Source organism: Chitinimonas koreensis, assembly GCF_014353015.1.
Classification (GTDB): Bacteria; Pseudomonadota; Gammaproteobacteria; order Burkholderiales; family Chitinimonadaceae; genus Chitinimonas; species Chitinimonas koreensis.
Window position 1 is genome coordinate 5,254,087 of record NZ_CP060704.1, and the last position, 22,558, is coordinate 5,276,644.

A 22,558-nucleotide genomic window follows, 5' to 3' on the forward strand; every position below is an offset into this window, starting at 1 on the left:
ACCAGCAGCGAGCCGGGCGGTGGCCAATATATCGATCGGCGCCCTACAGCGAGCCGTAGGAATGCAGGCCGGACAGGAACATGTTGACGCCGAGGAAGGCGAAGGTGGTCACCAAGAGGCCGATCACCGCCCACCAGGCCAGCACGTTGCCGCGCCAGCCCTTGACCAGCCGGACGTGCAGCCAGGCCGCGTAGTTGAGCCAGACGATCAGCGCCCAGGTCTCCTTCGGATCCCAGCTCCAGTAGCCGCCCAGGCGTCGGCCGCCCACATGGCGCCGAGGATGGTGGCGATGGTGAAGAACAGGAAGCCGACCGCGATGGCCTTGTACATCACCTCGCCCAGCGTGTCGTAGCTCGGCAGCCGCGAGGCCAGCACGCCGTAAGAGGACAGCAGCTGCGCCACGCCGAGCATGGCGGCCAGCGCGAACGAGCCGTAGCCGACGAAGTTGGCCGGCACGTGGATCTTCATCCACCACGACTGCAGCGCCGGGATCAGCGGCTGGATCTCGTGCGCCTGGCGATCGAAGGTGTACCAGAGGATGAAGCCGACCGCGGCGCTCACCACCAGCAGCACGAAGGCGCCCATGCGGCGGGTGGCGAAGCGCTGCTCGTAGTAGAGGTACATCAGCGCGGTGATGAAGCAGAACAGGATGAACACTTCGTACAGGTTGGACACCGGTACGTGACCGACGTCGGCGCCGATCAGGTAGCCCTCGCGCCAGCGCACGAAGAACCACACCATGGCCGCGCCGGCCGCCGCCCAGGTCAGCCAGGAGCCGATCGCGTCGGCGGTGTCGGAGCGGCGCAAGAGGCCGACCCAGTACATCAGCATGGCGAGGAAGAACAGCACGCACATCCACATCACCGCCGACTGGCTGGCCAGCACGTACTTGAGCCAGAACGCGCTCTGGCCCCGCGCCAGGTCGTCGCCGTACAGCGCGACGCCGCCGAGCGCCAGCAGGCCGCACAGCGGCACGAACAGGCGGATCGGTTTCCAGAACCAGCCGAAGGCGATCAACCCGGCCACGGCGGCCAGCAGGATGGCCTGCTCGTAGACGTCCATCAGCGCGTGGTAGCGGCCGAAGGCGATGCCGCCGGCCAGCAGCACCAGGCCGGCGAACAGGTGGTCGCCCCACTTCAGGCCGCGCCAGAACGGCGGATCGATCGAGGGCGGCACGGCGGCGAGTTGGCTGGTGTTCATGGCGTTTCCCCTTGGGATTGCGGGCCGGCAATGGCGGCCAGCGCGGCGCGGTGGGCGGCGAATTCGCGCTCGGTCTGGTCGTCGCGGCGGTTGGAGCTCAGCGCCAGCAAGAGGCGCCCCTGGCCGGCGAAGACCCAGATGCGATTCTCGCGGATATAGAACATGCAGAAAATGCCCAGTACCAGCAGCAGGCTGCCGAAATAGACCAGGTTCTTGCCCGGGCTGCGGGTGAGCTGGAAGCCGCTCGACTTCACTTCCTCGAAGCCGGTCGGCTGCAGGTAGAAGCCGCTGCCGTAATCGAAGCTGGCCGAGACCGCCACCAGGCCGTCCATCAGGAAGCGGTAGCGCGCCTCGTCGAGCTCGGCCACCGGCAGGCCGGCGCGCTCCTGCGCCAGCGCCTGCGCGTCGATCACCGCGCCCTGCAGCAGCTTGATATAGGTCTGCGCCACCGCCTGGCGCTTGTCCTGCGGCACCTTGGCGTCGAGGAAGCGCTCGAGCGCGGCGAAGCCGCCTTCCGAGAAGCGCTGCAGCACCCATTGCAGGCTCTGCTCGAATTCCTGCCGGAACGGGCCGCTGATGGCGCCCTCGCGCTCGGCCCGCTCGGCGGTGCGGCGGGCGATGTCGGGCCAGGCCGCCGGATCGAACAGCACCGCGCGCAGACGCATGAAGCCGTCGATGCGGAAATCGCCGTCGAGCGGGATGCGGACGAAGGCGAACGGATCGGCCACCTGGCTGCGCACGCCGCTCATCAGGTAGTAGCGGCCGTCGTTCTCGACCGGCGACAGGTAGTTCAGGTACTCGCGCGCCTGGCCCTGGCCGTCGCGCACCTTGAACTGGATCGATGGGCCGACGTTCTTCACCTTCTTCACGGCCTTCACCTGGCGCGCGTCCTGCATCAGCTTGCCCAGGCCCTCGGCCTCGGCGGTGGCGCCGAGGTTCTCGATGTTGAAGGCGCGGAATTCGCCGAATTCGAGCGTGAGCGGCTGGCCGCGCCAGGACAGCGGCAGGTTGTTCTGCGAGACGGCGCGCAGGGGCTGCGGCGCGGCGCTGCGGCCGGCCCAGTCCCACAGCGCGAATTCGAGCTTCGAGCCGCCGTCGCCGAAGCTCGACTGGTAGATCGCGATGCCGTCGACGATCAGCGGATGGTTGACCTTGACCGTCGCCGTGCGGATCTTGCCGCTGGCCTTGTCGATGACCTCGATGTCGCTGGCGAACAGCTTGGGCTGGCCGGTGCTGTAGTGCTCGATGTGGAATTTCTTCAGCCGCAGCTGGAAGGGCAGTTCCTGCACGAAGTAGCCGCGGCCGGCATTGACGAAGGCGACGTCGCCGGCGCCGCCCTCGGGCAGATCGAGGATGCCGCGGAACGACAGGTTGCCGACGCCGAGCCGGCTCTCGGCCGGCACCTGGCTCTGCGGCACGTTGCGCATCTCGACGCGCTTGCTGCCGATCATCTCCTGCAGCTTGAACGGCAGGTTGCCGTCGAGCAGGCCGCCGATGCAGATGATCACGATGGCGGCGTGGGCGAACAGGTAGCCGAGCCGCTGCAGGCTGCCCTTCTTGGCCGCCAGCAGCGTGCCGTCGTCGCGCTCGGCCTGCCTGAAGCGATAGCCCTGGGCGGCCAGCCACTGGCGCGCCGCCGGAATCGCGGCGGCGGGATCGGCCGCGTCAAACTCGGCCTGGTGCGCCATCGCGCGCAGCGACTTCAGCGCGGCGTGCTCGCGGTAGTGGCGCACGTCGCGCAGCACGCCGGGCAGGTGGCGATAGATGCACAGCGAGGTCGACAGCACCAGGAAGGCCAGGATGCCGAGAAACCAGCCGGCGTGGTAGACGTCGAACAGCCCCAGCCATTCGAACGGGACGAACCAGAAATCGCCGAACTCGATGGCGTAGTTCGGATAGGGCTGGTTCTGCTGCAGCACCGTGCCGATCACCGAGGCGATGGCGATGACGGTGAGCAGGCTGATGGCGAAGCGCATCGAACTCAGGAGCTCGAACAGCGCCCGCGCGAAAGAGGTGCGTCGCACGGCGTTTCTCAACAAGAAGGGGTGGCACGGGGCCACCCCTTGGGTGCAGCGGGGCCGGAAAGTTCCGGCCCGACGGCTCAGCGCAGGCCGGCGATGTATTCGGCCACGGCCTTCATGTCCTGCTCGGACAGCTTGGCGGCGATCGGCGCCATCACCGCGTTCTTGCGGTCGGTACCGGCCTTGTAGTTGTTCAGCGAGGTCACCACGTAGGCGGCGTGCTGGCCGCCCAGGCGCGGGAACTGCACCGGGATGCCGGCGCCATTCGGGCCGTGGCAGGCCATGCAGGCCGGCACGCCGGACGCCGCGATGCCGCCGCGGTAGATCTTCTTGCCGGCTTCGATCAGCGCCTTGTCGGTGCCGGCGCGCTCCTTCGGCTTCTGCTCGCCGAAGTAGGCAGCCAGATTGCGCATGTCCGCATCGCCCAGGTTGGCCACCTGGCCCATCATGATCGGATTCTTGCGCTCGCCCTTCTTGAAGGCCTGCAGTTGGGCGTACAGGTATTCGGGATGCTGGCCGGCCAGGCTCGGATTGGCGCTGGCCGCGCTGTTGCCGTCGGCGCCGTGGCAGGCCGCGCAGACCTGGTCGACGATCGCCTTGCCCTTGGCCGGATCGGCCTTGGGCTTGGCTGCGGGCGCATCGGCGGCGATGGCGAAGGAAGCGGCGAAGCCGAACAGGACTGCCAGCGCGCTGCGTTTCATAGAAGCAACTCCTTGAGGACGATGGGTGCGGCGACGGCGCCGTCGTTGTTGGTTGTCGCGCGGGGTGAGATGGGGCTGGGAAGCGCCCGCGCGCCAAGGCATTGATTCAAACCTGATATTCTATCCGAAGCTCACGACGCCGCAAAAGCGCGGCTCACTCCCGGATTCCAGCCCCTCATGTCCCTGTTCCGCCAGCTCCGCTTCCATACCACCGTCAACGAACTGCACATGCTGCCCGCCGGCGGCATCGAAGTCGCCTTCGCCGGCCGCTCCAACGCCGGGAAGTCCAGCGCCATCAACACCTTGGCCGACCACACCCGGCTCGCCTTCGTCTCCAAGACGCCGGGCCGCACCCAGCACATCAACTACTTCGACTTCGGCGAAGGCCGCTTCCTGGTCGACCTGCCCGGCTATGGCTACGCCCAGGTGCCCGAGGCGATCCGCGCGCACTGGGAGAAACTGCTCGGCCACTATCTCGCCACCCGGCCCAACCTGATCGGCCTGGTGCTGCTGATGGATGCGCGCCACCCGCTCAAGCCGCTCGACGAGCGCATGCTCGACTGGTTCATCCCGACCGGCCGGCCGGTCCACGTGCTGCTGACCAAGGCCGACAAGCTCACCCGCCAGGAGCAGGCCAAGACGCTGGCCGCCGTGCGCGACAAGCTCGGCAGCTGGCCGCAGTGCAGCGTGCAATTGTTCTCGAGCCTGAAGAAGACCGGCATCGAGGAAGCCGAGGCGGTGGTCGGCGGCTGGTTCGCCGCCGCGCGGGCGCAGGACGCGGACGGGGACGAAGACGAGGCGCCGGCCGCCGAGTGAACGGCCATATGCGCGGCCGGGTCGCTTGCTGCATTGCCGCAGATCGGTGGGAACTAAACCGCGAGGGTGCGCTCTGACCATACAGGTGTATCGCACGCCTCCCGCTTTCCCTCCCTGAGCGGGCGCCTGGCCACGACGGCCAGGCCTTTTGACCCCGGTCCTCTCCCCTTGGATCGGGGTTTTTTATTTGCCGCGAATCGACTCGGCGATCTTGGAGTATTGCCGCGTCATGGCCGCCTGCAGCATGTCGGGATGGCTATTTCGGAACCAGCGCCTACACTCCAAACTTGCCTACGTCATAGAGCTTTACGCTTCAATGTGCTATGTTAGCGTTCGCCGTTAAGGCGCCCAGCAAGCGCTCAACGGGTATAGGGAGACAGGCCGATGCAGAATCTCGCCGGCATCAAGGTCATGGTGATCGACGACAGCAATACCATCCGCCGCAGCGCCGAGATCTTCCTCGGCCAGGCGGGCTGCGAGGTCATCCTGGCCGAAGACGGCTTCGATGCGCTAGCCAAGATCAGCGACCATCATCCCGACGTGATCTTCGTCGACGTGATGATGCCGCGGCTAGACGGGTACCAGACCTGTTCGCTGATCAAGAAGAATCCGCGGTTCAAATCCACGCCGGTGATCATGCTGTCGTCCAAGGACGGCCTGTTCGACCGCGCGCGCGGCCGCATGGTCGGCTCGGACGAATATCTGACCAAACCTTTTACCAAGGACAGCCTGCTGCAAGCGGTGGGCGCCCATGCAACTCACGCCTGATCGGGCGTCATAGGACTTATAAAATGACCATCAAGAAAATCCTGATCGTCGACGACTCCCCGACCGAACGCCATTTCCTTGGCGAGCTGCTGACCAAGAACGGTTTCCAGGTCATGACGCTGGAAAGCGGCGAAGAGGCCGTCTCGCGCGTGCGCGAGATCATGCCCGACCTGATCCTGATGGACGTGGTGATGCCCGGCCTCAACGGCTTCCAGGCCACCCGCACCATCACCAAGGACCAGGCCACTGCCCACATCCCGGTGATCATGTGCACTTCCAAGGGCCAGGAAACCGACATCGTCTGGGGCAAGCGCCAGGGCGCCAAGGGCTACGTGGTCAAGCCGGTGAACCCGGAAGAGCTGCTCAAGCAGATCGCCGCGCTCGGCTGAACCCGCTCCACGAACACGATCCGCCATGGCCCGCCGCGTCAGTCTCCGAGAATTCCAGGAAAGCGTAGTGGCGCGACTGAAGTCGCTGCCCGCTACCCATACCGCCACCACCAAGCTCGGCATCCAGGTCGGCGACGCCTCCTGGCTGGTCGACCTCACCGACGTCAGCGAGGTGCTGCCCGTGCCGGGCATGGTCGACGTGCCGCTGACCCGGCGCTGGTTCAAGGGTGTCGCCAACATCCGCGGCAACCTGTTCAGCGTGGTCGACCTGCCGGGCTTCCTCGGCGACGAGCCGGTGCAGCCCGCGGTCAGCAGCCGCCTCTTGCTGATCCACCCGCGCCACATCGTCAACTCGGCCTTGCTGGTCAACCGCATGCTCGGCCTGCGCAACGTGCAGAGCATGGAAGAAGTCGCCCCGGCCGACCCCGCCGTGCCGTGGTGCGGACCGACCCGGCGCGATGCCGACGGCCGCGACTGGCGCGAATTGCGCATCGCCGAGCTGGTGCAGCAGGCGCCCTTCCTCCAGGTAGGCACGATCTAGATCGGCCTGCCGCCCCGAACCACCCCCACTCGAACACCGTAAGCTCAGGCCGGCGAGGCCCAGGAAAGCACAGGGAGAAACGCGAACATGGCGCTGCTGGACAAAATCAAATCGCGCGGCAATGACCAATCCGCCGAGGCTGGTGCCTCGCGCGGCCTGTTGTCCGTATTCAAGAAACAGGCCGAACCGGCCGCCAAGAACGAGAAGGCCTACGACCCCTGCGTACCGTCTCGATCCTCGACCGCATCCGGCCGCAGGCCGAAGGCGGCGCCGCGCGGCCGCTGCCGCTGATCGGCCACCTGCCGGTGCGGCGCCAGATCGAGATCTGCGTCTACACCATGGTGATCGCCATCATCGCCTTCGCGGTCGCGATGATCATGATGGTGCGCGCTTCGGGCCACGACGCCCTGTACCGCGCCACCTCGACCGAAATGCAGATGCTGTCGCAGCGGATGGCGCGGACCTCCGCCCAGGCCATCCAGGGCAACACCGAGGCCTTCCAGCTGCTGTCCGAGGCCTACGAGCAGTTCGACCGCGACCTGAATCGCCTGGTCAGCGGCGGCGACGGCCTGCCGGCCTCGACCGGCGAAGCCGCCGAGATCCTCGGCAAGATCAAGCAGAGCTGGGACAACAACTTCCGTCCCAACCCGAAGAAGCCCACGGTCGAGACCATCCTCAAGCAGAAGGACACCCTGGTCGCGGTGACCAAGAACGTGAGCGCGATCAACCGCAACGATGCCAAGCTGCTGGAACTGACCCAGCAACTGGTCTCGCTGCTGTCCGAATCGGGCGCCTCGGGCCACGAGATCGAGCTGGCCAACCAGCAGGTGATGCTGTCGCAGCGCATGGCCAAGAACGCCAACGCCATGCTGGCCGGCGAAATCATCAACCCCGAAGTGGTGTTCCTGCTGGGCAAGGACACCAACACCTTCCGCGACACGCTGCAGGGCATGATCGAAGGTAGCGAGGAACTGCGCATCCCGGCCGCCAAGGACGGCGAGGTCAAGGACAAGCTCAACGAAATCCGCGACATGTTCAAGGACTTCGAGACCGTGGTGGGCGCCTTCTCGCGCAACATGCAGAACCTGGTGAACACCCGCCTGGCCAACCAGACCATCTACAAGGAAAGCGAAACGCTGCTTAAGGACGCCCAGCGCCTGACCGCCAGCTACGAGAACGAAGCCGGCGGCATGCTGATCGTCGTGCTCGAAGTCGCCTTCGCCCTGCTGGCCTTCCTCGGCCTGTTCGGCCTGATCCGCGTGTACAACGCCGAATCGCAACGCCGCCGCGTCGACATCGAAGCGGAAAACAAGCGGAACCAGGAAGCCATTCTGCGGCTGCTGAACGAAATGTCGGACCTCGCCGACGGTGACCTGACGGTTCGCGCCTCGGTGACCGAAGACCTGACCGGCGCCATCGCCGACTCGATGAACTACACCATCGACGAGCTCCGAAGCCTGATTATCGGTATCAACCGCGCGACCGAGCAGGTGACGGCCGCATCCCAGCAGGCGCAGGCGATTTCGGGCGAGCTCTTGCAGGCCGCCCAGCGCCAGTCCGAGGAAATCGTCGAGACCAACGCCGCGGTGCAGAACATCGCCCGTTCGATCAGCGACGTCTCGACCAACGCCGCCGAGTCCGCCCGCGTGGCGCGCCAGTCGCTGGATGCCGCCAACAAGGGCGCCGACGCGGTGCAGAACCAGATCAAGGGCATGAACGAAATCCGCGAGCAGATCCAGGAGACCGCCAAGCGGATCAAGCGGCTGGGCGAAAGCTCGCAGGAAATTACCGAAATCGTGGAACTGATCTCCGACATTACCGAGCAGACCAACGTGCTGGCGCTGAACGCCGCCATCCAGGCCGCTTCGGCCGGTGAAGCCGGTCGCGGCTTCACGGTGGTTGCGGAAGAAGTGCAGCGGCTGGCCGAGCGCTCCGGCGAGGCGACCAAGCAGATCGGCGCGATCGTGAAGACCATTCAGGCCGATACCCACGACGCGGTGGCCGCCATGGAAATCTCGACCCAGGGCGTGGTGGAAGGCGCGAAGCTGTCCGACGCCGCCGGCCAGGCGCTGACGGAGATCGGCCAGGTGTCGAACGATCTGGCCTCGCTGATCGAAACGATCGCCCGCGCCACCCAATCGCAACGCGAACTGGCCGACAAGGTGTCGGTATCGATGCAGGACATTCTGCGCATCACCGAGCAGACCACCGCCGGTACCAAGCAAACCGCCGTGCAGATCGGTCAGCTGACGGGCCTCGCCGCCGAACTGAAGGGTTCGGTCGCGGGCTTCAAGCTCTGATCGGAAACCGGCCGCCCGCCATCCCGCGCGGGCGGCATTCCTGCCATATCGCGGAAGCAGAAGACTGATGAGCGCGCACACCGAATTCGACCTGGGATCGCTGATCTGGGTAAAAGGCGAGATCGACCAGGCTCTTGAGAAGGCGCGCCAGTGCCTTTTCAAGTACAAGGCGCAGGCCGACACGGCCGAGCTGAAATTTGCCCAGACCCACCTCCACCAGGTCCGCGGCGCCGTCGAGATGGTCGGCCTGGCGGGCGCAGCCCGCTTCGCCGAAGAACTCGAAGTCGCCGTCGGCAGCATCGCCGGCGGCGAAGCCGACCCCAAACTGCTGGGCCTGGTCGCCGATGCCGGCGACAGCCTGGCGCAATACCTCGAAGCCCTGATCAACGGCTCGCCCGACCTCGCGCTGAAGCTGCTGCCGGCCTACCGGCGCGTGCGCGAAGCGCGCGGCGAGAAGCACACCTCGGGCGCCGACCTGTTCTTCCCGCCGCTGTCGGCCAGCCTGCCGGCCAGCGTCGCGCCGATCGCGCTCGACGAGGCCGCGCTGCCCAACTACCTGAAGAACGCGCGCGCGCGCTTCGAGGCCGGCCTGCTCAAGTGGCTCAAGGGCGATCGGCGCGAAGGCGGCACCTGGATGGTGCACGCGCTGTTCGGCGTCGCCCGCAGCCAGTCGAGCAGCCTGCAGCGCGGCTTCTGGTGGGCCGCCGCGGCGCTCGCCGAAGGCAGCATCGACCAGCGCGGCACGCTCGATCTCGACCTCAAGACCCTGTTCTCGCGCCTGAACCAGCAGCTCAAGCGGCTGGCCGACGGTGGCGGCAAGGTGGCCGAACGGCTGTTCCGCGACGTGCTGTACGTGGTCGCCCACCTCGACACCCAGAGCGTGCAGTGCGCCGCCGTGCGCGAAGCCTACGGCCTGGGCGAGCTGCTGCCGGCCGGCGCGCTCGAGGACGACGCGCACCAGCTGGCCTCGCTGCAGGCCGCGCGCGAGCTCAAGGAACTGGTCAACCAGGCCAAGGACAACTGGGCCCGCATCGGCGGCGGTGGCGCGGACAAGCTGCCGAGCTTCAAGCAGCAGCTGGGCGAATTGAGCCGCCGCAGCGCGGGGCTCGACATCGCCGCGCTCAAGGGCCTGGCCGAGACGCTCGAACAGGTGGTGGCCACGCTGAACGACACGCCGGCCGAAGGCCAGGCGCTGGAGATCGCGACCGCCCTCCTGCTGATCGAGAACGCCCTGGTGGTGTTCCCCGAGCGCTCGACCGACTTCCCGGCCCAGGCGGCCGCCATGCAGGCGCGCCTGACCCAGGCCGACACCGGCGCGCCCGAGGTCAACCTGCTCGACGAAGTGTCGCGCCGCGCCCAGGAACGCCTGCTGATGGCCCAGGTGGCGCAGGAGATCCAGGCCAACCTGGGCCAGATCGAGCAGACGCTCGACGACTTCTTCCGCGACCCGTCCACCCGCGGCGAGCTGCCGGCCACCGACGCGACGATCCGCCAGATCCGTGGTGCGCTGACCATCCTCGACGAGCGCGACGCGCTGGCCATCCTCGACGCCTGCGCCGAGGTGGTCCGCCGCTGCCAGGCCGCCGATTACGAAGCACCGGCCGAGGAACTCGAATTCCTGGCCGAAGCCTTCTCCAGCCTCGGTTTCTACGTCGATGCACTGCGCCGCGAGGAAGCCGACCGCGACAAGCTGATCGCGCCTTGGCTGCACAAGATCCGCGGCGACCAGCCCGCCCAGGACGCCGAAACCGAAGCGCCGAGCGAGGCCGAGCAGATCGTGGCCGAATTCGCCGTCGGTCCCGACGCCGAAGCCGCCAGGCCGGCAACCCAGCCGGCCCCGGCCGCCGCGGCGGAAGCCGCGCCGGAACCGGTCGCCGAGGCGCCGGCCAAGCCCGAACCGGTCAGCGAGGCCGCGGTCGACGCCGAGCTGCTCGAGGTCTACCTCGAGGAAGCGGTCGAGGTGCTCGACAACATCAACGGCTACCACCAGGTCATCCAGGAACAGCCGGGCGACAAGGAAGCGCTGACCGTCATCCGCCGCGGCTTCCACACGCTCAAGGGCAGCGGCCGCATGGTCGGCCTGAACCAGCTCGGCGAAGTCGCCTGGGCGGTCGAGCAGGTGATGAACAAGTGGCTGCAGGACGAGAAGCGCGCCACGCCGGCGCTGGTACGCCTGGTCGGCGATACCTCGGCGGCCTTCTCGGTCTGGGTCGGGCAGCTCAAGGACAGCGGTACAGCCCAGGTCGAGGCCAGCGCGCTGTTCGAACTGGCCGAGCAGCTCAAGAGCGGCATCGAACCGGAAGTCGCGCCCAAAGCCCATGCCGAGGCCGCCGAGCCGGCCCCGGTCGAAACGACTGCGGACGAAGCCGTCGCCGCGGTCGAACCGGTCGCCGACCTGGCCTTCGACCTCGAGCTGCCTGAAGTCGAATCCGAAGCCGCGCCGCAGCTCGCGACCGAGCCGACGCTGTCGCTGGACGATGCCGCCCCGGCGACCGGTGCGACCGAACTGACGCTCGACGCCGGTTTCGAGCTCGACATCGCCTCGCCCGAAGCCGCCGAACCCGCCGCAGACGTCCCGGCTACCGATGCGCTCGAGCTCGAATTCGACCTCGACCTCGCCGCGCCGGAAGCCCCGGCCAGCGAAGCCGTCGTGGCCGAAGCCGCGGTCCCGACGCTCGATTTCGATCTCGACCTCGCGGACGACCTCGCCGCCGACGCCGCGCCGGCCGAGGCCGTGACGCTCGAGGCCGCCTCGATCGAGGCCGAGCCGGTGCTCGAAGCGACGCCGCTCGAGCCCCTGCCCGAATCCCAAGCGGTCGAAGCCGCGCTCGACGATGGACCGGGCCTGCGTCCCGGCGACATCGAGCCGGTCAAGCCGGAGCCGGAAATCGAGCCGAGCGAGCTGGTCATCGGCGACACCGTGGTCTCCAAGGCGCTGTTCGGCATCTTCCTCGACGAGGCCTACAAGCATTTCGCCACGCTGAACGACGCCTTCATCGACTTCCATTCGCGCGGCGAGGTGCGGCCCGAATTCGTGCACGCGGCCCACACGCTGTGCGGCATCGCCAATACCACCGGCTTCACCACGCTGGGCGAACTCGGCTACGCGATCGAGCAGGCGCTGGTCGCCTTCCAGAAGGCCGGCGTGGAACCGCAAGTCGGCGACCGCGACACGCTGTCGCTGGCGATCGACAAGGTCGGCACCATGCTCGGCTCGATCGGCTACTACGCGCCGCCGCAGCCCGAGCCGCAGCTGGTCGCCCTGCTGGGCGCGCTGACCAACCGCCTCAAGGACGGCCTGCAGGTCGCCCTGCCCGAGTCGGCCCCGCTCGGCACGGCCCGCACCGAAGCGATCGACGAGGTGCACGAGCCGGAACCGTTCCCGGACTGCTCGCTCGCCACCGAACCGGCCATCGAAGCCGCCGCCGAAGCGCCGGCCGAGATCGACCTGGTGCTCGACGAGCCGGTCGCCGATCTCGACGTGCTGTCGCTCGAACCGCTGTCGGCCGACGGCGCGGCCGATGCGCTGCCCGACGCCGACGCGCTCGAAGCCGAGCTGGCGATCGAACTCGGCATCACCGAGCCCGAAGCCGCCGCCGAGCCGGCCGCCGAGCCCGCGCTGCTGCTCGATCTCGACGCCGAATCGCCCGCTTCGGCCGAAACGCTCGCCGTCGAAGCCGAGTCCGAGCTGCTGTCGATCGACCTGGACCTCGATGCGCCCGCCGAAGCCGTGCCCGAAGCGCAGTCGACCGACTTCGTGCTCGATCTCGATGCACCGGTCGCCCCGACCCTCGACGCGACGACCGCCGACGCCGAGCCGGAAGCCTTCTTCAGCCTCGACCTCGACGCCCCGGCAGAAGCCAGCGCCGATGCGATCGCCGTCGACGCGGCCTCCGAAGCCCAGGCCAGCGTCGAGCCGGTCATCGATCTCGATGCCGCGCTCGATCTCGACGTGCTCGGCGAAGCCACCGCCGCCGCGATCGACGACGCAGCCGACCAGGTCGCCGTCGAATCGGCCGTGATCGACCTGGCCGAACCGGCCGTGGCCGGCCTGCTGGTCCACGACGAAGCCGCGCCGCTCGAAGCGCCCACGCTCGATTTCGCAGTCGCCGAAGAAGCCCGGGCCGAGACGCTCGACCTCGATGCCGACCTCGACGCGGCCGAGACGACCGAAGCCGCAGCCATCACGCTCGACATGCCCGAGGAAGAGCCGGCCGTGGGGGTCCTCGACGACGTCGTGCCGCTCGATACGGACGTGATCGACCTGTCGGCCGGCGATTTCGCGATCGAAACCGCCGAGGCGCCGGTCGCGGCCGACGAGCTGGTGATCGACCTGGCCGAGCCCTCGGTCGAATTCGACCTGACCGAAACCCAAGCGACCGAGCCCGCCGTGCTCGACCTGCTGGCCGAAACGCCGGTCGAGGTCGAGCTGGCCCCGGTCGACGAAGCCATTGTGGTCGAGGCCAGCGAGCCCGACTTCGACCTCGACCTGGCTGCGCCGCTCGAAGCCGAGCCGGTCGCCGCCGAACCGATCGCGGCGGAAGCCGTGCCGACCAGCGCAGCCGAGCCCGACGGCATCGGCAGCGTGCTGCACCTGGCGACCGAAGACCGGCTGGCCGAGATCGCGGTCAAGGACGAACTCGACGAACAGCTGCTGCCGATCTTCATCGAAGAGGCGCAGGAGCTGACGCCGCAGGTGGCGGCCGGCCTGCGCGGCCTGCGCGCCGACGCCCACAACGTCGAGACGCTCGACTCGCTCAAGCGCGTGCTGCACACCCTCAAGGGCAGCGCGCGGATGGCCGGCGCGATGCGCCTCGGCGAAGCCACCCACAATATGGAGACCCGGCTGCTCAACGCCGGCGACCACCTGCCGGCCGCGCTGCTCGACCAGCTCGACCTCGACCTCGATGCGATCAACGAGCTGTACGACCGGCTGGTCAACGGCGAACCGGCGGAAGCCGAAGCCGTCGAGCCGGCCCTCGCGGCGCCGGTCGCCGCCGGCGAAGCCGTTCCGGCCGCAGCCGCCCAGCCGGCCCGCGCCGCCGCGCCGGCCCAGCAGCAGGCGCTCGGCCTGTCCGACCCCGAAGCGCGCGGCAGCGTGCGGGTGCGCGCCGACCTGATCGACCGGCTGGTCAACCAGGCCGGCGAGGTGTCGATCTCGCGCACGCGGATCGAATCCGAAATGCTGTCGCTCAAGCGCTCGCTGCTGGACCTGACCGACAACGTCGGCCGTCTGCGCGGCCAGCTGCGCGAGATCGAGATCCAGGCCGAGTCGCAGATGCAGTCGCGGCTGGCCCAGGCCTCGGACCGGCCCGACTTCGACCCGCTCGAGTTCGACCGCTTCTCGCGCCTGCAGGAACTGACCCGCTTCATGGCCGAGAGCGTCAACGACGTCGCGACCGTGCAGCACAACCTGCTGAAGAACCTCGACGAGTCGGCCGCCGCGCTGACCCAGCAGGCGCGCATGACGCGCGACCTGCAGCAGGAACTGATGCGGGTGCGCATGGTGCCGTTCTCGTCGGTGTCCGAGCGGCTCTACCGCCTGGTGCGGCAGACCGGCAAGGAAACCGGCAAGAAGGTGAACCTGGAAATCCGCGGCGGCCGCGTCGAGATCGACCGGTCGGTGCTGGAAAAGATGGTGTCGCCGTTCGAGCACATGCTGCGCAATGCGATCGACCACGGCCTCGAGAAGCCCGAGGCGCGGCTCGGTTCGGGCAAGAACGAGTTCGGCGAAATCGTGGTCGAGGCCCGCCAGGAAGGCAACGAACTGGTACTGGTGCTGCGCGACGACGGCGCCGGCCTGGACCTCGCCCGCATCCGCCGCAAGGCGGTCGAGCAGGGCCTGATCGATGCGAACGGCGAATACGCCGACGCCCAGATCATGGCGCTGATCTTCGAAGCCGGCTTCTCCACCGCCAGCGCCGTGACCCAGCTGTCGGGCCGCGGCATCGGCATGGACGTGGTCAAGAGCGAGATCGAAAGCCTCGGCGGCCGCGTCGACGTGATGTCGATCGCCGGCAGCGGCACCATCTTCACCATCCACCTGCCGCTGACGCTGGCGGTGACGCAGACCGTGATGATCAAGGTCGGCGCCAAGACCTACGCGATCCCGTCGGTGATGGTCGAGCAGGTGCAGGAACTGAAGCTGCCGGTGCTGGAGAAGCTGTACCAAAGCCACCAGGTCGAATGGCTGGGCAACGCCTATCCCTTCCACTACCTGCCGCGCCTCCTGGGCGACTACGACAGCCAGCCCGAGCAGAAGCGCTACAACACCGTGGTGCTGCTGCGTTCCGGCATCCATCGCGTCGCGCTGCACGTCGACGAGCTGATGAAGAACCAGGAAGTGGTGGTGAAGAACATCGGCCCGCAGCTGGTGCGGGTGGCCGGCGTGGCCGGCGCCACCGTGCTCGGTAACGGCGAGATCGTGCTGATCCTCAACCCGCTGGCGCTGCTGCAGCGCCGCGCCGAAGCCCCGGTGGCCGATTTCGACGCCGCCATGGCCGCCAGCAAGCCGGTGCCCGAGGAGCTGCTGCAGGTCGCGCCGGTGGTGATGGTGGTCGACGATTCGCTGACCGTGCGCAAGATCACCGGCCGCCTGCTGGCCCGCGAGGGCTACCAGGTCGAGACCGCCAAGGACGGCGTGGATGCCTTGCAGAAGCTGCACGACATCCGCCCGGCGGTGATGCTGCTCGACGTCGAGATGCCGCGCATGGACGGCTTCGAACTGACGCGCAATCTGCGCGCCAACGCCGACACGCGCGACATCCCGATCATCATGATCACCTCGCGCACCGCCGACAAACACAAGAACTACGCCTTCGAGCTCGGCGTGAACGTGTTCCTGGGCAAGCCCTACCAGGAAGACGAGCTGCTCGAGCACATCCGCAAGCTGATCGGCGAAGAGATGCCGATCGCCTGACCGCGATGGAACTGCCCTCCTACAGCGCCCCGTTCTTTGCGGGGCGTTGTTTTTGGTCGGGCCGGCTGCGTTTCACCGCGGAGGACGCTGAGGACGTGGAGGGAAAGCGGCATGCAGGCAATACCGACTTGCAAACTCAGTGTCCTCTGCGGTGAATGATTCGGCCGTCAGGTATCGCGCCCGCTGGAGAAACGATGAAACCCGATCCGCAACCGTCCATCCCTGCCGCCGGCCTGTCGCCCGAGCAAGCGGCGCTGTACCGCCGCATCGCCGAACATCCGTTCGACCGGGCCGCGCCGCTCGAGAACTTCTCCGCCAAGCTGGCGCGGCAGAACGGCTGGACGCCGGCCTATGCGCGGCGCGTCACCGCCGAGTACCGCCGCTTCGTGTTGATCGCGCTCGAAAGCGGCCATGTCGCCTCGCCGTCCGACGCGGTCGACCAGGCCTGGCATCTGCACCTGGGCTATACCCGCGACTACTGGGAGCGCTTCTGCCCCGAAGTGCTGGGCCGCACGCTGCACCATGAGCCAGCCGCCGCCGGCACGGCCGACGCCGCGCGCCATGCCGCGCAGTACCGGCAGACGCTGGCCAGCTACCGCCGCCTGTTCGGCGAGTCGCCGCCGGCCGACATCTGGCCGACCGGGCGCGCCGCCCACCGCTTCCAGCGCGTCGACCTGGCGCAGCACCTGCTGTTGCCCCGGCCCACCGTCCGGCCGGCCTGGCGCGTCGCCGCCGCCGTGGCCCCGCTCCTGCTGCTGGCCGGCTGCAGCGCGCTCGGCGGCTTCGACGTGCTCGGCTACAGCGGACCAGCCTTCCTCGCCTTCTACCTGCCGCTGCTGCTGATCTACCTGCTGCTGCGGCCCTGGCTCGGCTCGCTGGGCAGCCGCGTCCCCATCGAAAAGGATCTGCCGCTCGAACCGGCCGAGGCGGCCTACCTGGCCGACGGATCGACCCGGCTGGTCGAGACCACGGTCCTGGGCCTGCTGCAGAAACAGCAATTGACGCTCGACGAACAGGGCCGGCTCAACCGCAACGGCCTCGCCGGCGACTTCGGCCTGGCGCCGTTCGAGCGCGCGGTGCTGGCGCAGGTCGGCTTCCACACCGAGCCGGTCGAGCTGCACGACCGGCTCGACACCACGCCGATGCGGCGGCAGCTGCTCGCGCGCGGCCTGCTGCAACGGCCGGGGCTGCGCGCGGTCGATCTGCTCGGCATCGCGCTGTGGCTGCTCGGCGCGGTCAAGGCCGGCATCGGCATCTCGCTGGGCCGGCCGGTCATCGTGCTGCTGCTCGTGCTCGGCGCGCTGGCGGTGGTCGGCATCATCGTCTTCGTCCACTCGCGCCGCGTCCGCCCTTCGCCGGCCGGCCGCGCTGCCCTGAAAGGCTACGAGCGCCGCACCCGCAAGCTGACCCGCGGCAGCGACGAATACGCGCTGCAGCGCTTCGCCGTGATCGGCAGCGCCGCGCTGGCCGGCAGCGCCTGGGCCATCCTGCAGCGGTATTTCGGCCTGCTGCCGCCGGGCCGCCAGGACGGCGGCAGCGACAACGGCAGCAGCAGCTCGAACAGCGACAGCACCTGTTCGAGCGGCGGCGATGGCGGCGGAGGGGGTTGCGGCGGCTGCGGGGGCGGCGGCGGAGACTGAGCCGGCCGGATCGTTCAGACCACCGGCGCGCCGATGGCCAGCGCCGAGCCGACGAAAGGCACCGCCGCATCTTCGGCCGGCGCATTCGTCGTCGGCGCGGCAGCAGCCGCGGTGCCCCATTGCGTCACGCCGTGCGGCAGCAGCCGGCCGAGGTCGAAGCTGCGGCCGGCCCAGTCGAATTCGGTGCTCCACACCAGCGCGGCCGAGAACACGTTGTTCGACAACAGCCGCTGGCTGGCGCCGAGCTGGCCGGTGGCGAGCTCGACGCCGACCACCATGCCGACGCGGCGGAAGATGGCGATGCGCTCGCCGGCGGCGAACGAGGCCGGATCGTCGAAACGGCCGCGCGGCTCGCGCTGCAGGTAGACCGAGAATTCGCCGGCCGGGTCGATCGCCAGCGACAGAGCGCCGTTGCGGATGCCGCCCGGCTTGAACGGCTCGGCGGCGAAGGTGAAGTGCGCGTTCGGCGCGTCGATCTCGCCGGCGAACAGCGGCGCGATGCCGGCCAGGTGCAGGAAGTAGCCGCAGTCGAAGGCGGTGTCGTGCGGGCCGGCGTAGAAGCGGCCGGTCACATACCAGGCGATCTCGCCGGTGCGGGGTGGGTGCATGTCGTGTTCCTCCTCGTTCGAGGGCCGAAAACCGGCCCGGGGCCGCCGCGATCGGCAGGCCGTGCCCAGTGTAGATAGCGCGGCCGCCTTCCCGCCATGCCTGACGCGGCCCACCGGCCGCCGCGCCGAATCGGCATCCATGCCGCAAGGTCATGCCGTTCCGTCTCCCGGCATGGCCGCGGCGCGATGCGGACGCTACCATGCAGGCTCTAGCGCTTGCTCGAAGGCCGGCTCCGCCGCCGCGCCGCGCAGGCCGAACGACATGCCGGGCGGCCGACCTCGCGGACGACCCGGCGGACCTGGAGACATCGCATGCACGCCCTCACCGCGCGGCTCGCCGGCCGTACCGCGCCCTCGATCCGCCCAGCCCCCGCCCGCTAGGACTCCGCCATGGAACTCGGTTTCGATCCCGGCCTGGTGCTGCTCGGGCTGGCTCCGCTCTTTCTCGCCTGCATCGGCTGGGAGATCTGGTACTGGCACCGCCGCCGGGTCGCGCAGTACACGCTGGTCGACACGCTGTCCAACGCCGGCCTGGCGCTGATGCACCAGGGCGCCGACCTGCTGGCCAACCTGCTGTTCGTCAAGACGGTCTACAGCTGGGCCTACCAGCACGGCCTGCATGCCTTCCCCAACACCTGGTGGAGCGTGCTGGCGGCCTTCGTGATCCAGGATTTCGTCTACTACTGGTTCCACCGCGCCAGCCACCGCATCCGCTGGATGTGGGCCAGCCATGTGACGCATCACTCGAGCGAGCGGCTCAACCTGTCGACCGCCTTCCGCCAGAGCCTGACCTACCCGATCTCGGGCATGTGGCTGTTCTGGCTGCCGCTGGCCTGGCTCGGCTTCGCGCCCGACCTGGTGCTGCTGGTGGTCGGCCTCAACCTGGGCTACCAGTTCTTCGTGCATACCGAAGCGGTCGGCCGGCTCGGCTGGTTCGAGAAGATCTTCAACACGCCCTCGCACCACCGCGTGCACCACGCCAGGAACGCGCACTACATCGATCGCAATTACGCCGGCGTGCTGATCGTGTGGGACAAGCTGTTCGGCAGCTACGTCGAGGAAGTCGAGCCGCCGGTCTACGGCATCGTGCGCCAGGTGCGCAGCCACAATCCGCTCCGGCTGACCTTCCACGAGTGGATCGCCATGTTCCGCGACGTCTGGCGCGACCGCGATCCGCGCCATCTGTGGAAGCCGCCCGAGTGGGGCGAGAAGCCGGCCGAACGCACGGCCGGCTCTTGAGCCCTGGCGTGCGTGGCAGCTTTTCAGGTCCGCTAGTTTTTACCGCGGAGGACGCGGAGGGAGCATGAAAGGGCTGCAGCGTGCCTTCCTCCGCGTCCTTGGCGTCCTCCGCGGTGAAATCCGCCCGGAAACCGCTTCAGCGCAGCAGGTGCAACTGCGCGTACTGCAGCAGCATGATGGTCTTGGCGTCGACGATCTCGCCACGCGCCAGCATGGCCAGCGCCTCGTCGAACGACAGTTCGAGCACCTCGATGTCCTCGCCTTCCTCCGCCAGCCCGCCGCCATCGCCGGCGCGATCGGCCGGATCGTATTCGGCGACGAAGAAGTGCAGCTTCTCGGTCACCGAGCCGGGGCTCATATAGCACTCGAACACCTTGCGCACCGTATCGACGCGCAAGCCGGTCTCCTCGGCCACCTCGGCGCGGATGCGCTCGGCCGGATCGGCGTCGTCGAGCAGGCCGGCCGGCGCCTCGATCAGCAGGTCGTCGTGGCCGTTGAGCCAGACCGGCAGGCGGAACTGCCGCACCAGCACCACGCTGCGGTGCGCCAGGTTGTACAGCAGGATCACCGCGCCGTTGCCGCGATCGTAGGCCTCGCGTACCTGCGCCTGCCATTCGCCGTTGCCGCGCAGGTAGTCGTATTCGTACTTGCGCAGCACGTACCAGTTGTCCGACAACAGCGTCTCGCGCCGCATCCGGATGCGGTCTTTCAGGCTCATCGCGTCTCCTCGGGTTCGACGGCCGGCGTAGCTTACCCGAGCCGCGTCCCGGCGGATCGGCCGCCGGCAACGACGAAGGGCGCCATCGGCGCCCTTCGCGTCATTCGCTCATGTCGGATCGCGTCAATCGTAAGGCTCGTCGTCGTCGCCCGGTTCGCCGCCCAGGGCATTGAGCGCGCGTTCGCTCGGTACGCCGAAGGCGGTCAGGATGAAGTCGTACTGGTCGTCGCGCAGCTGCTGCGCCACGTAGGGCTGCAGCGCGGCGAGCTTGTCGGCGGTGAGGAAGTAGGAAAGCAGCATGTCCGGATCGGGCCGCTGCTGCTCGGCGGCAAACAGCCGCAGCAGGTAGGCCGGGGCGATCGAGTCGGCCACCGGCCAATGGCCGACGAAGGCGCCGTCCATGCCCTTTTCCCACACTTCGATGACGCGTTTGATCTGCATGCCGCGACTCTACGCGCATGCGGTCCGGCCGGGCAAGCCAGCCGGCCGTCTACTCGTAGGCCTTCAGCCGCAGCCGCTCCTCGGCGCTGAAACCGGCCGCCTGCAAGCGCTCGATCGCCGCCGTGCGCGCCGTCTCGTCGAGCGCCGCGTCGGCGCGGATCGCCGCCAGCGACTGGCGGTACTGCTCGATCCGCCCGCGCCAGGCCGCCTCGTCGCGGTCGAGCGCGGCCAGCCGGGCCGCGGCGGCCTCGCCGACGTTGGCGGCCCGCATGCGGAACACCGCCGCGTCGTCGGCACCGGCGGCGCGGGCCGCCTGCACCGACTGGTCGAGCGCGATGAATTGCACCGGCTGCTGGCGCGCGGCCAGCATCTCGGGCGGCAGCGCGGCATCGAGCTCGGCCAGCCGGCGCTGCTTCTCTCGGGCGTCGAGCGTGCCGTCCTGCTGCAATTGAATGCGCGCCAGCGCATCGTCGTCGTAGCGGTCTTCCCAGCCGAACAGCGCCTGGTCCTCGTCGGCGCTGAAGAACTGCCGCCGGAGCTTGCGCATCGCGTCGAGCCGGGCCCGGGCGGTGGCCGGCGCGTCGCCCTTCAGCGCCGGATCGGCATCGAGCGCGATCAGCGCGCGCTTGAAGTCGAGGTAGCGGCGGAACAGCCGCTTGGCCTCGGCCGCCGCAGCCGGCGACAGGCGCGCGTCGAGATCGCGTTCGACCAGGGCGATGATGGCGTCGAGACTGCGCTCGCCCTGGCTCGACAGGTGGTAGTCGAACAGCCGGCGTAGTTCGGCGTCGATCAGCAGCCGCTCGCCGCGGCCCTGCGCGCCGCCGTCGACCTCGGTGCCGACCTGCGAGGCGGCGGGGGCCGGCGACGGCGCCGCCGCCGGTTCCGCCGGTTGCGAGCCGAGCGAAGTCATCGCCAGCGCGGCCGCGCCGAAGGCGGCGACCGCGGCGGCCAGCACCGCCTTGCGCATCACAGCCCCGCGTTCTTCAGGCGGTTGGCCTGCTGGCGGTAGAGCGTGACCGGGCTGGTCTCGAACAGGTGCACCAGGCCGAAGAAGTGGTTGATCTCGTCGACGTGGTTCATCCAGTAATTGTCGCGGATCACCTGGCCCAGGTGGCTCGAGCAGGTGCCGACCAGGCCGTCGCTGGCGCTGCCGTAGACGAGGCCGGTCAGGCCCAGCAGCGCGTCGCTCGGGTCGAGGATGTTGGTCACCGTGCTGGCGCCGCTCCAGGAGTAGAAGCGGATGCCGTTCTGGCTGTAGGCGCCTTCGCCGCACTCGCTGGTCGGCACACCGGCCGGGAAGCGGCGGTTGAAGTCGGCCAGCGACTTGGTGGTCAGCGCGTCGAGCGCCTTGACCGGATCCTGCGGCAGCTGGGTGCCGCCCGAAGCCAGCGAGATCAGTCCGGACAGGCCGCGGGCCACGCCGGCGGCGACCGCTTCGGACACCGAGCCGGGCGGCAGCGCGCCGCGGGCGACATCGGCCACGCGCGAACCCTTGTTGACGCCGCCGACGGTGGTGACCGAGGCGATCAGGCCGGGCGCCACGCCGGCGACGTAGCGCACGGTCGGGCCGCCATGGCTGTGGCCGATCAGGTTGACCTTGGCCGCACCGGTGATCGCCAGCACCTGGCGGACCTGGCTCAGCAGCTGCTCGCCGCGCGTCTCGGTGCTGTTGGTGGCCGACACCTGGGCGACGTAGACCTTGGCGCCGTCCTGCTGCAATTCGGCCGGGATGCGGTACCAGTAATCGACGCCGAGCGCCTGATCGAAACCGAACAGGCCGTGTACGAGAACGATCGGATACTTGGTCTGGGTATAGCCGCTGGAGGCGGCCTGGACGGCAGTGGGGGCAGCGAGGGCGCAAGCGAGCCCAACGCCGCCAGCAAGCTGGCGAAACGCTTCATCGATGTTGTCTCCGGTTGTAAATCATTGATCCGCCATATGTATTGGCGGTAGCGGCAAGTTAGCCAATGACGAGTGGATTGTCTAGAGCAATCGCTCGATAGGCAAAAAAGCGACAAAACGCGGAGAAACGAACGGAAACGAAAGAGGGGAGGTGTTAGGGGTGAGGCGTGAGGTGTTGACCCCATCCCCTCCCAGCCCTCCCTTGAAGGGGAGGGAGCCAGACAGCGGAAGGCTGAGGCTGAGGCTGAGGCTGAGGCTGAGGCTGAGGCGTTTCAGGATGGCAGGTGGTCGCCCGGCGAACACAAGCGCATGCCGGATCACGCGTGATCAAACCGGCGCCGTATCAAGCCGCGCT

Annotated in this window: 16 protein-coding genes and 1 pseudogene; 9 read left to right on the top strand and 8 right to left on the bottom strand. The window is 68.5% G+C overall.

The window, feature by feature from the left end:
• Positions 1 to 43 precede the first annotated feature (43 nt).
• The 3 genes and pseudogenes from ccsB to H9L41_RS22400 all read right to left on the bottom strand — a co-directional run bounded on the left by ccsB (position 44) and on the right by H9L41_RS22400 (position 3,922).
• Positions 44 to 1,200: pseudogene (ccsB, locus tag H9L41_RS22390) on the bottom strand (c-type cytochrome biogenesis protein CcsB).
• A complete protein-coding gene (locus H9L41_RS22395) occupies positions 1,197 to 3,224 on the bottom strand; it encodes a cytochrome c biogenesis protein ResB (protein WP_211236917.1) in 2,028 nt (675 codons plus the stop codon). The pseudogene ccsB and the gene H9L41_RS22395 overlap by 4 nt, the downstream one beginning before the upstream one ends.
• 77 nt (positions 3,225 to 3,301) lie before the next feature.
• On the bottom strand, positions 3,302 to 3,922 hold the full coding sequence (locus H9L41_RS22400; protein WP_028447568.1) for a c-type cytochrome: 621 nt from the start codon (positions 3,920 to 3,922) through the stop codon (positions 3,302 to 3,304).
• A gap of 177 nt (positions 3,923 to 4,099) precedes the next feature.
• Between H9L41_RS22400 and yihA the strand changes: the two genes are divergently transcribed.
• The 8 genes from yihA (at position 4,100) to H9L41_RS22435 (ending at position 17,295) form a co-directional block, all read left to right on the top strand.
• Positions 4,100 to 4,738: a ribosome biogenesis GTP-binding protein YihA/YsxC gene (yihA, locus tag H9L41_RS22405; protein ID WP_028447567.1), complete on the top strand. Its 639-nt coding sequence runs from the start codon at positions 4,100 to 4,102 to the stop codon at positions 4,736 to 4,738.
• Positions 4,739 to 5,122: 384 nt separating this feature from the next.
• On the top strand, positions 5,123 to 5,506 hold the full coding sequence (pilG, locus tag H9L41_RS22410; protein WP_028447566.1) for a twitching motility response regulator PilG: 384 nt from the start codon (positions 5,123 to 5,125) through the stop codon (positions 5,504 to 5,506).
• 23 nt (positions 5,507 to 5,529) lie between these two features.
• Positions 5,530 to 5,895, top strand: coding sequence for a response regulator (locus H9L41_RS22415; protein ID WP_028447565.1), 366 nt, complete (start codon positions 5,530 to 5,532; stop codon positions 5,893 to 5,895).
• A gap of 67 nt (positions 5,896 to 5,962) precedes the next feature.
• Entirely contained in the window at positions 5,963 to 6,436 is a 474-nt protein-coding gene (locus tag H9L41_RS22420; RefSeq protein WP_051319308.1) for a chemotaxis protein CheW, read from the top strand.
• A gap of 87 nt (positions 6,437 to 6,523) precedes the next feature.
• The gene (locus H9L41_RS25295) at positions 6,524 to 6,727 is read left to right on the top strand and encodes a hypothetical protein (RefSeq protein WP_265583879.1); all 204 of its coding nucleotides are present in this window, start codon (positions 6,524 to 6,526) and stop codon (positions 6,725 to 6,727) included.
• 14 nt (positions 6,728 to 6,741) lie between these two features.
• Positions 6,742 to 8,736 (top strand): methyl-accepting chemotaxis protein, encoded by a 1,995-nt coding sequence (locus H9L41_RS22425; RefSeq protein ID WP_265583880.1) that lies wholly within the window; start codon positions 6,742 to 6,744, stop codon positions 8,734 to 8,736.
• A 67-nt stretch (positions 8,737 to 8,803) separates the two neighbouring features.
• Complete coding sequence (locus H9L41_RS22430) at positions 8,804 to 15,655, top strand: hybrid sensor histidine kinase/response regulator (protein ID WP_051319307.1); 6,852 nt, start codon at positions 8,804 to 8,806, stop codon at positions 15,653 to 15,655.
• Between the two features lie 194 nt (positions 15,656 to 15,849).
• Positions 15,850 to 17,295: a TIGR04222 domain-containing membrane protein gene (locus H9L41_RS22435; RefSeq protein WP_028447562.1), complete on the top strand. Its 1,446-nt coding sequence runs from the start codon at positions 15,850 to 15,852 to the stop codon at positions 17,293 to 17,295.
• A gap of 14 nt (positions 17,296 to 17,309) precedes the next feature.
• On the opposite strand, the gene H9L41_RS22440 is transcribed toward H9L41_RS22435, so the two are convergent.
• Positions 17,310 to 17,903, bottom strand: a complete 594-nt coding sequence (locus H9L41_RS22440; protein ID WP_028447561.1) for a hypothetical protein — start codon at positions 17,901 to 17,903, stop codon at positions 17,310 to 17,312.
• Between the two features lie 390 nt (positions 17,904 to 18,293).
• Here H9L41_RS22440 and H9L41_RS22445 point away from each other — a divergent pair, with 390 nt between their 5' ends.
• Entirely contained in the window at positions 18,294 to 19,142 is an 849-nt protein-coding gene (locus H9L41_RS22445) for a sterol desaturase family protein (RefSeq protein WP_051319306.1), read from the top strand.
• A gap of 136 nt (positions 19,143 to 19,278) precedes the next feature.
• Here the strand turns inward: H9L41_RS22445 and H9L41_RS22450 are convergent, their stop codons facing one another.
• From H9L41_RS22450 to H9L41_RS22465, 4 genes are all read right to left on the bottom strand, one after another.
• On the bottom strand, positions 19,279 to 19,860 hold the full coding sequence (locus H9L41_RS22450) for an NUDIX domain-containing protein (protein ID WP_028447560.1): 582 nt from the start codon (positions 19,858 to 19,860) through the stop codon (positions 19,279 to 19,281).
• 123 nt (positions 19,861 to 19,983) lie between these two features.
• Positions 19,984 to 20,301, bottom strand: a complete 318-nt coding sequence (locus tag H9L41_RS22455; protein ID WP_028447559.1) for a hypothetical protein — start codon at positions 20,299 to 20,301, stop codon at positions 19,984 to 19,986.
• Positions 20,302 to 20,350: 49 nt separating this feature from the next.
• Entirely contained in the window at positions 20,351 to 21,268 is a 918-nt protein-coding gene (locus H9L41_RS22460; protein ID WP_051319305.1) for a lipase secretion chaperone, read from the bottom strand.
• Positions 21,268 to 22,206 (bottom strand): lipase family alpha/beta hydrolase, encoded by a 939-nt coding sequence (locus H9L41_RS22465; protein WP_187523923.1) that lies wholly within the window; start codon positions 22,204 to 22,206, stop codon positions 21,268 to 21,270. The genes H9L41_RS22460 and H9L41_RS22465 overlap by 1 nt, the downstream gene beginning before the upstream one ends.
• Positions 22,207 to 22,558: the final 352 nt, after the last annotated feature.